Genomic DNA, 13,382 nt, shown 5'->3' on the forward strand with positions numbered 1-13,382 from the left:
AAGCTTCGTTAGCCGAAGGGCCGTATCAGTCCATGGTGGGACTGGCCTGAGAGCAAATGACGTTAGACGACATTCTGGCAGATCTTCCCGTTTTTGCGCAGGATGCGATCTCGGTCGCATTCCGCGAGAAGGGGGGGCCGACTGCCCGGTTCGTCTTCGTGAACCAGGCATTCCTCGATCTCTTCGGCTACGACGAAACCGAAGTTATCGGAACCGAGGTTGACGTTGTCCACGACCCCCCCCATGCTGATGATTTCATCCGCGGGGTTGCTCCGCGTTTCACGTTGGGCGAGACGAACTTCACCGAGGAGACAAGCTGTGTGCGTAAGTCGGGAGAGGTGTTCTGGGCCAGCATGGCCTTCACCGCGATCCCCGATGAAAGCAGCGGCGGGCGCTTTTCAATGGTCATCTTCCGGGACATCACGGATCTCAAGAACCGGGAAATCGCGGCGGAATCGGCCCTGGCCGATCACAAGAAACTGCTCGCTGATCTGAGCCGCGCGCAGCAGCGCCTGGTGTCGGCGATAGATACTGTGCCCGATCCCTTCGCGATCTACGATGCCGACGACAGGCTGGTGATGTGGAACCCCGCGTTCGCCAAGGCCGCTTCGGACGATCCGGGTGACCTTTATCAGGGCATCCACATGCGGGATGTGTTCCGGCTGGGCTGCACGAATGGGAGGTTCGTGAACGGAGGCGCCGAAGCCGCCGGGTTCCTCGCCGGTCGCGGAGACATCGCGCGGCACGGTACGCTGACGGCCGATGTCGAGATGTCGGGGGACGAGCACTTCCGGCTGCTACGTTCGATCGCGCCGAACGGCGATATCGTCGCCCTCCGGATCAACATCACCGAAGTTGTTCGGAAGGAGCGCGAACTGCAGGAATATGCCGCGCGGCTCGAGCGGGCGTATCAGGACATTTCCCGCAAGGCGCTGATCGACGAGTTAACCGGGCTTGGCAACCGTCACTACCTGGCGAAGGAGTTGGAGCGGTTGCGCGATGAGCGCCGGAACACCGGGGGCGAACTGGCCGCGCTTCACATCGATCTCGACCGGTTCAAGCAGATCAACGACACGATGGGCCATGCCGCGGGCGACCTCGTTCTGCGCGAGGTTGCGAAGCGGCTGAAGACGATGATCGGACCGCGGGATATCGCGGCGCGCATAGGCGGCGATGAATTCTTCGTGCTGATGCAGGCCGAGCCGGAGAGCCGGAGACCGGAGGATCTGGCGGACGACCTGATAGCGGGTCTGACCGCGCCGGTCACTTTCGAGGGCAAGGAATGCCGCTTCGGTGTCAGCGTCGGCCTCGCGAGGACGCCGGAGGTGACGGTCGACGACCTTCTGACGAACTCTGATATCGCGCTTTACATGGCGAAGCGGGATGGTCGCGCGAGGGTCCGGCATTTCGAGCATGCCGATCTGGAGCGGCTGCGCGAGACCAAGAGGCTGGAGGATGACCTGATCCGCGCCGTGGAGCGGCAGGATATCATTCCGTTCTACCAGCCGCAGGTGGATGCGCTGACCGGGCAGGTCGTGGCCCTTGAGGCGCTCGCACGCTGGCGTCACGCGGAAAGGGGCCTCTTGACGCCCGACAGCTTCATCCCGGTTGCCGACGAGCTTGGCATCCTGCAGATGATCGACAAGCAAATCCTTGAAACCGCCGTTCGCGAATGTTCTGCCGCGTTCAGCTACTGGCCTGAGCCGCCGGAATTATCGTTCAACGTCAGTGGCAAGCGGCTGACGATGGAAGCGCCGGCGGCAATCGGCGAATGCGTGGGAACGTATCCCGGGCAGGTGAACTTCGAGCTGCTGGAGAGCATATTCTTCGAACGGGAAGGCAACGCCCTCATGTTGCAGATCGACGCGATGCGAGAGCTTGGAATCCGGTTCGAGATGGACGATTTCGGCAGTGGAAACGCCTCTCTCGTGGCGTTGCGCCGGGTATCGCCTGACCGGATGAAGATCGATCGTCAGCTTGTCGGCCCGATCGTCGGCTCGGAGGATGCGCGCTTGCTGGTGAAATCCATTATCGGCATCTGTCTGACGCTGGGGATCGGGGTGACCGCGGAAGGCGTGGAAACGGTCGAGCATGTCGAGATCCTGAAGGATCTGAAATGCGACCGGTTGCAGGGGCACTTCTTCTCGCCGCCCGCGCCTCTCGGGGATTTGCTGGGGCACCCGTTCTTCGCGAGGCGCGTTGCGTAGCTGCGCCGTGCGGTGCGTGGCGTGCACACGCGCCGCAGATTTCTGTTGATCGACTCAGGGCGATCCCCTATGGCGCGCGTCAGTGATGACTGTGCCGGGAGAAGGTGGGGGAACCCGCCGCCGAAGGAGCAACCGCCCCGGAAACTCTCAGGTCCAAGGACCGGCATGGTTGAAACACTCCGGAAAGCGGCCCGGGAACGGGCCCACCGTAGGAGAAAGCCCGGTCTGACCGGGTGAAGCTCTCAGGTTCCACGCACGGAGGGGGCGCGCGGCGAAGGCCGCAGGTGCGAGGAGTACGTCCATGCCCAAAGTTGCTGTCATCGGGGCCGGTGTCACCGGCCTGACCACTGCCTATGAGCTTCTCGATCGGGGCTGCGAGGTTACGGTGTTCGACCGGAACCGCTATGCCGCGATGGAGACGAGTTTTGCCAACGGAGGCCAGCTTTCGGCGTCGAATGCCGAAGTCTGGACCCAGTGGGGCACCGTTCTGAAGGGCCTGAAATGGATGCTTCAGGCGGATGCGCCTTTGCTCGTCAACCCCGCGCCGACGCTGCACAAGATGCGCTGGATGGCGGAATTCCTTTCGAACATTCCGAACTACCGCGCCAACACCGTGGAGACGGTGCGGCTGGCGATCCAGGCGCGGGCGGTTCTGTTCGAGATGGCCGAGCGTGAAGGGATCGATTTCGATCTGGAGCGGCGCGGGATCCTGCACTTCTATGACCGGCAGAAGGATCTGGCCCATGCGCGGGCGGTGAACGTGCTTCTGCGCGAGGGCGGGCTTGACCGGCGCGAGGTGAGTGTCGACGAGATCCGCGAAATCGAACCGCGGCTTCAGGGCGATCTGATCGGCGGGTTCGTGACGCCGTCGGACAGTTCGGGCGACATTCACAAGTTCACCATGGGCCTTGCCCGGGCCTGCGCGCGGCGCGGTGCGGTTCTGCGGTTCGGCGCGACGGTGGAGCGGCTTGAGGCGCTGGGCGGCAAGGTGCAGATCACCGAGGGCGGCCATGCGCAGATCTTCGATGCCGTCGTTGTCAGCGCGGGGATCCACAGCCGGGAGTTCGCGCGCCAGCTGGGCGACCGGGTGAACATCTATCCGGTGAAGGGCTATTCGATCACCGTGAATCTCGAGGATGCCGAAAGCCAGGCGGCTGCCCCCTGGATCAGCCTGCTCGACGACCGGGCGAAGATCGTGGCGAGCCGGTTCGGAGCCACGCGGCTTCGGATCGCCGGGACGGCCGAGTTCAACGGTGCGAACCGCGATATCCGGGCAGACCGGATCCGGCCGTTGACGGAATGGTGCGAACGGCACTTCCCGGGGATCTCGACCGAGAACGTCACGCCCTGGGCGGGCCTGAGGCCGATGATGCCCTCGATGCTGCCCCGGGTCGGGCGGGGCCAGGCGCCGGGTGTGTTCTACAACACCGGCCACGGGCACCTGGGCTGGACGCTGTCGGCCGCGACGGCGCGGATCGTCGCCGGATCGGTGGCCGAAGACCTGAGCGCCGGGGTGGTGCAGCCGGTGGCGCTGGCGCAGGCCGCCTGACGAATTGGGCCTCCCCGCGCTTGTCGGGGAGGCCCTTCCTTGCTTGATCGACGCTGGGGCGCGTCAGGTGTACTTGCGGATCTCGCCGGATTTCAGGCGCGAGAGATAGCTGTTCAGTTCCGCCTTCACGATCGGCATCAGGAAGTAGAGGCCGATGATGTTGACGACCGCCATGGCGAAGATCGCGGCATCGGAGAAGTCGATGACCGGGCCGAGGTTGGCCGCGGCGCCGATGACCACGAAGATGCAGAAGATCACCTTGAAGATGATTTCCTTGGTCTGCCCCTCGCCGAACAGGAAGGTCCAGGCCTTGAGACCGTAGTAGGACCAGCTGATCATCGTCGAGAAGGCGAACAGGATCACCGCGATCGCCAGCACGTACTGGAACCACCCGAAGGCCGAGGAGAAGGCCGCGGAGGTGAGCGCCACGCCGGAATTGCCGTCGACCGTCTGGATCGCCGTGCCGCCCTCGTTCAGGAGGTACATGCCGGTGTTCGGGTCGGAAACAAGCTGACCGGTGATGATGATCACAAGCGCCGTCATGGTGCAGATCACGACGGTGTCGATGAACGGCTCCAGAAGCGAGACGAAGCCTTCCGTGATCGGCTCCTTCGTGCGGACGGCCGAGTGGGCGATCGCCGCAGAGCCGACGCCCGCCTCGTTCGAGAAGGCGGCCCGCTTGAAGCCCTGGATCAGCGCCCCGACGAAGCCGCCGGCAACCCCGAGCCCGGTGAAGGCGCCCTCGAAGATCTGGCCAAAGGCCCAGCCGATCTTGTCGGCGTTCATCAGGATGATGATGAGGGCCGTCACGACATAGAGGATCCCCATGAACGGCACGACCTTCTCGGTCACCCGCGCGATGGATTTCAGGCCGCCCACGATGACCGCGAAGACGATTCCCGCGAACACGAGGCCGGTGATCCAGCCCGGGTATTCGCCCACGACGTTCGTGATCTGGGCATGAGCCTGGTTGGCCTGGAACATGTTGCCGCCGCCCAGAGCGCCGAGGATACAGAAGATCGAGAACAGGACGGCGAGGATGCGCCCCGCCGGGATGCCGCGCTCGTCAAAGCCCTTCGTCAGATAGTACATCGGGCCGCCGGAGACGGTGCCGTCCTCGTATTCGTTGCGGTATTTCACGCCGAGCGTACATTCGGTGAATTTCGACGCCATGCCCATGAGGCCCGCGAGGATCATCCAGAAGGTCGCGCCCGGCCCGCCGATCCCGACAGCCACCGCGACGCCCGCGATGTTGCCAAGGCCGACCGTGCCAGACAGTGCGGTGGCGAGTGCCTGGAAATGGCTGACTTCACCGGCGTCGTTCGGGTCGGAATAGTCGCCCCGCACAAGGGCGATGGAATGGGGAAAAGCACGAAACTGAATGAGACCGAAATAGACCGTAAAGACCGTCGCCGCGACGACGAGCCAGGCCACGATCCAGGGAAAGCTGGTTCCGGGGAACGGGCTGAAGATCAGGTTGACGAACCAGCCGGTGGAACTTGCGAAAATCTCGTTCACGCGTTCGTCGATGGATTGCGCCAGGGCGGGCGAGGCCGCCGCAACCATGGCAAGGGGCGCCAGAACCGACGCCTGAGTTGTCTTTTTCATGTGTGTCCCTGTTGTCTGTTGGTCATGGAACGATCGTGACGGCGACGGGCGAGGCTTGCGCGAGGCTGCCGGCGACCGAGCCGAAGAGCCGGGATGACAGGGACGAATGACCCGTCCGGCCGATGACGATCTGTGAGGCGCCCGCCTCTTCGACGATGGCGCACAGCGTTTCGGCGATATGCCCGTAGCGCAGGACCGTCGAGACGTTCACGCCGTCGGCGCGCAGCTTTTCCGCGATCGGCCCGATCAGGGCTGTTTCTGCGCGGTTCAGCTCTTCCTTACGGCGTTTGTGCCGTTCTTCGAGTTCCTCAGGGGTGAGGAACGAATAGGGTGACCATTCGAGGACATGCGCAATCACCAGCTCGGAACCGTCGGACTTCGCCAAATTGGTGGCGAAGTCGAGGGCCGACCTGGCGCTCTCGCTGTCGTCGAAGCCGATTACAATCTTTCGTGACACTCTTCCCTCCTGTCTTTTCAGGTTTTTTTCGTGCCCCGAGCGTAGCCGCAAAATCGGCTCATGAGGAAAAATTATTCTCGTGCCGCAAAAATGGGCGTTCAGCCTGCCGTCGCGGTGCTGTGAAGCGTCAGAAGCTGGGCCATGGCGGCGGAGGCGAGGCGGGACGAGATGCCGTCTGCCCGGCTGGTCAGAACGATCGGGATACGGGCACCCAGGACGATCCCCGCCGCATCCGCGCCGGCAAGGTAGACGAGCTGTTTCGCGATCATGTTGCCGGCTTCGAGATCGGGGACGACGAGGATATCGGCCTCTCCCGCCACGTCTGACGCGATGCCCTTGGAAAGTGCTGCGGATTTCGACACGGCGTTGTCGAATGCAAGTGGTCCGTCGATGATGCCGCCGGTGATCTGCCCGCGATCGAGCATCTTGCAGAGCGCCGCGGCTTCGATCGTCGAGGGCACTTTCGAATAGACGGTTTCGACGGCGGAAAGGATGGCGACCCTCGGCTGTGCGATTCCCAGGGCATGTGCGAGATCGATGGCGTTCTGCACGATGTCGCGCTTGGTATCGAGATCGGGAAAGATGTTGAGCGCCGCATCGGTGATGAAAAGCGGCTTGGGGTAGTGCGGGACGTCGAGGCCGAAGACATGGCTCATCCGGCGCTCGGTTCTGAGACCTGTATCGCGGTCGACAACCGGCCCCATGAGTTCGTCGGTGTGAAGCTTGCCCTTCATCAGGATGCCCGCCCGGCCCTCGCGCACCAGTGCGACGGCTTGCTCGGCGGCGGCGTGACTGTGGGGAGCGTCGATGATTTCGACCCCGTCGAGGCTGAGCCCGGCGGCTTCGGCCGTGGCCTCGATCTTCTGCGCCGGGCCGACGAGGATCGGCTCGATCATGCCTTCGGCCGCCGCAGCCATCGCTCCGCCCAGCGAAAGTGCGTCGCAGGGGTGGACGACGGCGGTGGGTGTCGCGGGCTGGCCTGCCGTGCGGGCGATCCATTCCCGGAACAGCACGCCCGGCTGGTGGGTGCGTTCGACGGGGAGTGCCGCGCGGGGGCGGCGGATCTTTTCGCTGGGCGCGAGGACATCGACGGTGCCCGAAATGACCACGAGGCCGTTCTGGTTGGTGCAGGTGCAGTCGAGGGTGAGCGCGCCGCGGCTTTCATCTTTCGAGGCGACGCGAAGACGGACGGTGACGGTATCGCCCACGTCGACGGGATGATCGAAGGACAGTGCCTGCCCGACATAGCGCGCGCCGGGGCCCGGGAGTTCGGTGGCCAGAAGGCTGGTGATCAGCGCCGTGCCCCAGATGCCGTGGGTGACGAAGCCCCGGAAATCTTCGGAACTTTCATAGGCCACGTCGGTATGGGCGGGGTTCGCATCGCCCGACATGGTGGCGAGGCGGGCGATGTCGCCGGGCCGGAGCGTCGTCGTCAGCTCGGCGGTGGTGCCAATCTCGATCTCCTCGAAGGTCATGTTCTCGATGAAGCGCATCGCGTGCTCCTGCCCCGCGGCGGGGTGATCCGATCCTGTTCCTGCGGTGCGCCGGTCAGGGCGCGCCGATCTCCGTCACCCGGGCCTTGAAGAAGGGAAAATAGGCGGGCGTGCCGAAATGATTACCGCCCTCGACGCGGGTTGGAAGGCGATATCCGCCGAAATCGCGAAACTCCGAGGGTGTGCCGCCGAAAGGCTGTTCGCGAAATGTCCTTTCGGGGTTCTCGTTGCTCCAGCGCTGGATGAAGACGCTTTTCGGCGCGCCGGAGGCGTCGACTGTGATGTCGACGACTTGCGAGAAGGCGCCGAGGGTGACGGTGGCGCGGGCAGTGTCCGGGTCGACCTCCGACCAGGTGACACCCTCGCCTGGCAGAAGGCTCGTAGGTGACCAGAAGGCGGCTTCGGCGATCACGCGCCCGAATGCGGCGCGGTGGTGATCGGGGCCGTGCGCGCGCACGACGGGGATGAGGTTCAGAAGCCAGAACCGTGTCCACGACCCGTCGGGCAGGGCGCCGTCCGATCCGCTGAGCGGGCCGGTTCTGACCTTCCAGACAAGGCCATGGGGCGGGGAGAGGATCTGGCTTGCGTTCATCGGCTGATACTTCGGGGCATCCTTCGTGCCGAGGCCGAGGGTGCCCGTCATCTCGATCCGGACGGCTGTGCGGATCGGGGTGCCGGGAGCGATCGTGTAGGTGAAATAACGGTGCGCCGGTTCTGGCAGGCCCGCGAGTTGTGCAGGGTCGAAGGTGGCGCCATTGGGTTGTGCCAGGTCCGCGAGGCGAAGCCAGGCCGCGGCATCGGCGCGGTGATCGGCATAGCGCCAGGCGAGGAGAGCAAGGAGAGCGGCGAGAAGGACGGCAAGCGGATAGAAGACCATGGCCCGTGCGCTCATTGTGCCAAGACGGGGTGCTGCGTTTCGCGCCAGGTGTGGAAGAAAGCCTCGGCTTTCGCGAGATTTGCCTGGGCCTCGGGGCTCAGCCCGTCATGGAGATGTTCGAAACAGGTGCCACTTATGGCGAGCAGGTAGGCCGGGCAGGTGGCCCCGAAGTGAAGCCGGGCAAGCGCGAGGACGGTGACGGGCGCGATTCGGTGGCTGTTCACCTCGCCCCGTTCTTCCGGTTCGAGCGGATCGAATGCAAACGGGGGCGGGGCCGTCAGTGACGCATCGACGAAGACGACGGAGGAGGCCGTGGCGATGGCGACGGCGTGTTCCGGTTTCAGCTGGAAATCGGTGACGATCTTGATCCCCTGGCGCCCGCTTTCTGACAGGCGGCGCGCGAATTCCGGGCCGAGCCCGTCATCGCCGCGGCCGGGATTGCCGTAGGCGATCAGAAGCATCACGGATCTTTTGTCCTGCAATCGAGCACCGCGCCGTCCGGCCCGATCAGTTCGACCTGAAGCGGCATCTGCCCGAGCGCGTGGGTCGCGCAGGACAGGCAGGGATCGTAGGCGCGGATCGCGACTTCGACCTCGTTCAGCATGCCCTCGGTGATTTCAGGCTGGCCCGACAGGGCGCGCACGGCGACGTCCTTGACCGCGCGATTCATGCCCTCGTTGTTGTGCGTGGTCGACACGATCAGATTGCAGTAGGTGACCTGATCGTTCTCGTCGACCTCGTAGTGGTGAATGAGATTGCCGCGCGGGGCCTCGATCACGCCGATGCCCGACTGGCGGCGTTCGCCCTTTGCCACGAGATCGGTGCCCTGCAGGTTGGGGTCGTGGAGGAGGTCGCGGATCTTTTCGATGCAGTGGACGACCTCGATCATCCGCGCCCAGTGGTTTGCGAGGATCGCGTGCTGGGTCTGGCCGTCATTGGACGCCAGAAGCTCTTGCCGGGCCGCTTCGGCGCGGGGGGTGTCGATGACGCTTGCCGTCATCATCCGGGCGAGCGGGCCGACCCTGTACCAGCCCGCCTCGGGCCCGAGGCTGCGGATATAGGGGAACTTCATGTAGGACCATGCGCGCACATCCTCGAGCAGAACCTCGTGGTAGCGGGTGCAGTCGAGCTGATCGAAGATGTCGCTTCCGTCGGAGCCGCGGGCCCGGAGGTTTCCATCATAGAGATCGAGCGCGCCGTCGCCGGGCCGGACAAGCGAGAGGTAATGCGAGGGGAAGGCGGCGAAGCGTTGGACGGCATCGCGGTTCTCGACCGTGTAGTCGCGGGCGAGCGCCAGCGCGTCGTTCGCCCATGCCGCCATGTCGTCGATCACCGCGAGAAAGGCATCGCGAGTTTCAATCGGCAGGTTGCGGTTGATGCCACCAGGCACCGCGCCGGTGCCGTGGATTTTCTTGCCTGCCGTGGCCTCGATGATGTCCTGCCCGAACTTGCGCATCAGGATGGCGCGGCGGCCGAGTTCCGGTTTCTCGCGCAGCACCTCGAAGATGTTGCGCCGTTCGGCAGGGGCGCCGAAGCCGAAGAGAAGATCGGGGGAGGCGAGGTGGAAGAAGTGCAGGACATGGCTTTGCATGACCTGCCCATAATGCATCAGGCGGCGCATCTTCTCGGCGGTGGGAGGAAGTTCGTCGACCCCCACGATGGCATCCATCGCCTTGGCGGCCGCAAGGTGGTGGCTGACCGGGCAGATGCCGCAGAGCCGCTGGACGATGACCGGCACCTCCCAGAGGAGCCGGCCCTGGATGAACCGTTCGAAGCCCCGGAACTCGACGATGTGAAGACGGGCCTCGTCGACCTGGCCTTCGGCGTCGAGATGGATGGTGACCTTGCCATGACCTTCGACGCGGGTGACCGGCGAAATTTCGATGAGGCGTGGTTCGCTCATGGGCGTCTGACCGTCATTGCCTGGATTTCAGTCAAACCGGATCCTTTCGCGTTCGAAGCCCTGAAACCGGCCGGCGAGAAGCGCGATCAGCGTGTCGTGGATCACCTCGCCCGAGGGTGCGCAGCCGGGGATGTTGTAGTCGATCTCCACTACCGCCGAACAGGGATAGACCTCGTCGAGCAGAAGCGGCAGGGCCGGATCGTTCGGGATGTTGTGGGTCTTGTTCTCGATGTAACGGCCGGTGATGAACGCCTCTTCCAGGCATTCGCGCAGCGGCGCGTCGGAATGCATGATCGCGTTCCGCATCGCGGGCAGGCCCCCCATGATCGCGCACTGGCCGAGCGCGATCAGCACGTCGCAGTTGCGGCGGAATTCGCGCAGGACGTGCACGTTTTCCTCGTTGCAGCAGCCGCCTTCGATGATGCCGATGTCGCAACGGCGGGTGAATGTCTTGAAATCGGTGAGGGGGGAGCGGTCGATCTCGACCTTAGACATCAGATCGATGAGCCGTTCGTCCATATCGAGGATCGCCATGTGGCAGCCGAAGCAGCCGGCGAGGGAGGCGGTGGCGACACGGGCCTTGCGGATCTCACTCATCACGGGCCTTCTCGATATCGCTGCCGATCAGCCCCCTGTCGAACTCGCGTTCGCCGATCGGGGTGGCGAAGCCCACGCCCTTGCGGATGATGCAGCCGACCGGGCAAACCTCGGCCGATACCGCGAAATCGGTGATCTCGGCATCGGTGTCGGAAAGATCTTCGCCGTTCACGGCAAGGCGACGGTGGATGCCGCGGCCCACGTAGCCGAAGACGCCCTTGCCATCGACATCCTGGCTGGCGCGGATGCAGCGGCCGCAGGAAATGCAGCGGTTGGTGTCGAGCGCGATATCGGGGTGCGAGGCATCGACGGCGCGGCATGGCTCCAGATACGGGAACTTGGTGGGATGGGTCATGTCGAGCCGGTAGGCCATCGCCTGAAGCTCGCAATTGCCGCTGGCCTCGCAGATCGGGCAGAGGTGGTTGCCCTCGTGAAACAGCATCTCGACAAGATCGCGGCGAAGCTTGGTAATATGCGGGGTCTCGTTCTCGACATTGAGACCCGGGCTGGCGGGTTCGGTACAGGCCGCGACGCTGCGCCCGCCCGCCTTTACGGTGCAGACCCGGCAGCTTCCCTGATGCCGAAGACCCTCGTGATCGCAAAGCCGGGGGATGTAGACGCCGGCGGCATCCGCGGCGTCCATGATCGTCTGGCCCGGTTCGGCGGTGATTTCGACTCCGTCGATCGTGAGCGTGAAGCCGGTCATTCGTTGAAATCCTTGTCGAAGACGTGCGAGCGGCGCTTGGCGAGCTTGCGCGCGCCGTCGATGGCGGACTGAATATCGAAGGTGGCGCGGATGCGATCTTCGGACGGTTTGACCATCGCGGAATAGACCAGCGGGAAGTTTTCGAGGGTCGACAGGATCGGGTTCGGCGATGTCATGCCGAGGCCGCAGCGGCTGGTTTCGATGATCGTCTGCGAGAGATCCTTCAGGTAGTCGATATCCTCGGGGTTCGCGAGGCCCTTGCGGAACTTCCCGATGGCCTTCTGCAGAAAGACGTTCCCGACGCGGCAGGGTGTGCAATAGCCGCAGCTTTCGTGGACGAAGAAGGACATGTAGTATTCGACGATTTCGAGGACGTTGCGCGCGCCGTTGAACACGATGACGGCGCCGCCCGTGGCGAGATCGTCGAAGGTCAGGCGGCGGTGGAAGGTGTCGCGGGCGATCATGGTACCACTGGGCCCGCCTATGAGGACGGCCGCGGCATCTTCGGCCCCTGCCATCTCGAGCAATTCGTGCACGGTGTGGCCGTAGGGCAGTTCGTAAATACCCGGGTTCAGGCAGTCGCCCGAGACGCTGAAAAGCTTCGTGCCGTGGCTGCCGGACGTGCCCATGGCGTGAAACCATGCGGCGCCCCGATCGAGTATGCGGGCCGCATGGCAGAGGGTTTCAACGTTGTTCACCACGGTCGGTGCGCCGAGATAGCCGTGAGTGACAGGGAAGGGTGGCCGCGTCTTCGGTTCACCCGGCAGGCCTTCGCAGGAGGAGATGAGCGCGCCTTCCTCGCCACAGATATAGGCCCCGGCGCCAAGCTGGATACGGATATCGAAGTCGAATTCCGGGGTGCTCATGATCGCGGTGCCGAGGAGGCCGCGCTGACGGCGCTCGGCCAGCACGGTTTCAAGGTGGTCGCGCAGATAGACGTATTCGCCCCGCAGGTAGAGAAGGCCTTCGCCGGCGCCGATGGCGCGGGCCGCGATGGTCATGCCTTCGAAAAGGAGGTTTGCGCGCTCGGTCAGGAGAACGCGATCCTTGAAGGTGCCCGGTTCCCCTTCGTCGGCGTTGCAGATGACGACCTTGCGGGCGGCCTTCGCGGCTGCCGCGGTCCGCCACTTTCGCCCCGTGGGAAAACCCGCGCCGCCGCAGCCGCGAAGGCCGCTGGCCTCAACGATTCGGATGATCTCTTCGGGGGTAGCCTGGAGCGCCGCCTTGAGCCCGTGCTCGTCGGGAACGGGGCCAAGAAGGACCTGTCCGGCATGGCGGATGTTGTTTTCGACCAGGCAGTGCGCGCGGGCGAGGGGCGCAAGTTCGGCGTGGCGCGGCACGAGGGCTTCTTCGGCGCTTTGCTCGGCTTTGAGGGCGTCGATCAGGCGTTGCACCGAAGCTGGTGTCAGTCGCGTCGCGACCACGTCGTTGATCATCGCCGCCGGGGCCTGATCGCAAAGACCGATGCAGGGCGTGTATTCGAGCGAGAACGCCCCGTCAGCGGTGGTTTCACCAATTCCTATACCCAGCGCCGTCTGAAAGGCCTGCGCGACGGCGGGCATGCCCGCGTAACGATCGATGATGTCGTCGCAGAGTCGGATGGTGATGCGGCCCTTCGGTTCGCGGGAGAAGAAGGCATAGAAGCTTGCGACACCCTCGACGGCCACGCGGCTGAGCCCCGTTTTTTCTGCGATCAGATCCATCGCCCTGCGAGGGATGCAGCGAAACCGCGCCTGCGTCTGCAACAGAATATCCATCATCCGCGCCGGATCGTTCCCGACACCGGCGCAGATATCGTGAAGGGCGGTCACATCCTCGGGCGTGAGGGCCGCGCCGTCCGGGTGGTGTTCAGCCGCCTTCGCCATACCGGCATGCTGCACCTTCGCGCGGGCCTTGTCATCCCCTGTGGCCCCATGCCGCGGCAGGTTTCGCCGCCCGACTCGCGACGGGTGCGATCAAGTCGGGGAAAACCCTGATGGGGAAAC

General features: G+C 64.4%; 11 protein-coding genes and 1 riboswitch. Of the genes, 2 read left to right on the forward strand and 9 right to left on the reverse strand.

Annotation, left to right across the window (positions count from 1 at the left end; all coding sequences use genetic code 11):
- Positions 1-56 precede the first annotated feature (56 nt).
- Together RXV90_RS10030 and RXV90_RS10035 are read left to right on the forward strand one after the other, a co-directional pair.
- A complete protein-coding gene (locus RXV90_RS10030; protein ID WP_316648498.1) occupies positions 57-2,207 on the forward strand; it encodes an EAL domain-containing protein in 2,151 nt (716 codons plus the stop codon).
- 85 nt (positions 2,208-2,292) lie between these two features.
- Positions 2,293-2,380: riboswitch (glycine riboswitch) on the forward strand.
- A 128-nt stretch (positions 2,381-2,508) separates the two neighbouring features.
- Complete coding sequence (locus RXV90_RS10035; RefSeq protein WP_410482356.1) at positions 2,509-3,756, forward strand: D-amino acid dehydrogenase; 1,248 nt, start codon at positions 2,509-2,511, stop codon at positions 3,754-3,756.
- A gap of 63 nt (positions 3,757-3,819) precedes the next feature.
- Here the strand turns inward: RXV90_RS10035 and RXV90_RS10040 are convergent, their stop codons facing one another.
- The 9 genes from RXV90_RS10040 to RXV90_RS10080 all read right to left on the reverse strand — a co-directional run bounded on the left by RXV90_RS10040 (position 3,820) and on the right by RXV90_RS10080 (position 13,262).
- Positions 3,820-5,364: an alanine/glycine:cation symporter family protein gene (locus RXV90_RS10040; protein ID WP_316648499.1), complete on the reverse strand. Its 1,545-nt coding sequence runs from the start codon at positions 5,362-5,364 to the stop codon at positions 3,820-3,822.
- Positions 5,365-5,386: 22 nt separating this feature from the next.
- Complete coding sequence (locus RXV90_RS10045) at positions 5,387-5,821, reverse strand: universal stress protein (protein WP_316648500.1); 435 nt, start codon at positions 5,819-5,821, stop codon at positions 5,387-5,389.
- Between the two features lie 98 nt (positions 5,822-5,919).
- Positions 5,920-7,314: a bifunctional enoyl-CoA hydratase/phosphate acetyltransferase gene (locus RXV90_RS10050; protein WP_316648501.1), complete on the reverse strand. Its 1,395-nt coding sequence runs from the start codon at positions 7,312-7,314 to the stop codon at positions 5,920-5,922.
- Positions 7,315-7,369: 55 nt separating this feature from the next.
- Positions 7,370-8,206, reverse strand: a complete 837-nt coding sequence (locus RXV90_RS10055) for a DUF6544 family protein (protein ID WP_316648502.1) — start codon at positions 8,204-8,206, stop codon at positions 7,370-7,372.
- Positions 8,203-8,652, reverse strand: coding sequence for a hydrogenase maturation protease (locus tag RXV90_RS10060; RefSeq protein ID WP_316648682.1), 450 nt, complete (start codon positions 8,650-8,652; stop codon positions 8,203-8,205). The genes RXV90_RS10055 and RXV90_RS10060 overlap by 4 nt, the downstream gene beginning before the upstream one ends.
- The gene (locus RXV90_RS10065) at positions 8,652-10,094 is read right to left on the reverse strand and encodes a Ni/Fe hydrogenase subunit alpha (protein WP_316648504.1); all 1,443 of its coding nucleotides are present in this window, start codon (positions 10,092-10,094) and stop codon (positions 8,652-8,654) included. The genes RXV90_RS10060 and RXV90_RS10065 overlap by 1 nt, the downstream gene beginning before the upstream one ends.
- Positions 10,095-10,121: 27 nt before the next feature.
- On the reverse strand, positions 10,122-10,691 hold the full coding sequence (locus RXV90_RS10070; RefSeq protein WP_316648505.1) for an NADH-quinone oxidoreductase subunit B family protein: 570 nt from the start codon (positions 10,689-10,691) through the stop codon (positions 10,122-10,124).
- Positions 10,684-11,397 carry a 2Fe-2S iron-sulfur cluster-binding protein gene (locus RXV90_RS10075; protein WP_316648506.1) on the reverse strand — a complete coding sequence of 238 codons (714 nt, stop codon included), beginning with the start codon at positions 11,395-11,397 and terminating at the stop codon, positions 10,684-10,686. The genes RXV90_RS10070 and RXV90_RS10075 overlap by 8 nt, the downstream gene beginning before the upstream one ends.
- Complete coding sequence (locus tag RXV90_RS10080; RefSeq protein ID WP_316648507.1) at positions 11,394-13,262, reverse strand: NAD(P)H-dependent oxidoreductase subunit E; 1,869 nt, start codon at positions 13,260-13,262, stop codon at positions 11,394-11,396. Before RXV90_RS10080 ends, RXV90_RS10075 begins: the two co-directional genes overlap by 4 nt.
- Between the last annotated feature and the right edge of the window lie 120 nt (positions 13,263-13,382).

The sequence above is a fragment of the Ovoidimarina sediminis genome (genome assembly GCF_032586175.1).
Taxonomy (GTDB): domain Bacteria; phylum Pseudomonadota; class Alphaproteobacteria; order Rhodobacterales; family Rhodobacteraceae; genus Ovoidimarina; species Ovoidimarina sediminis.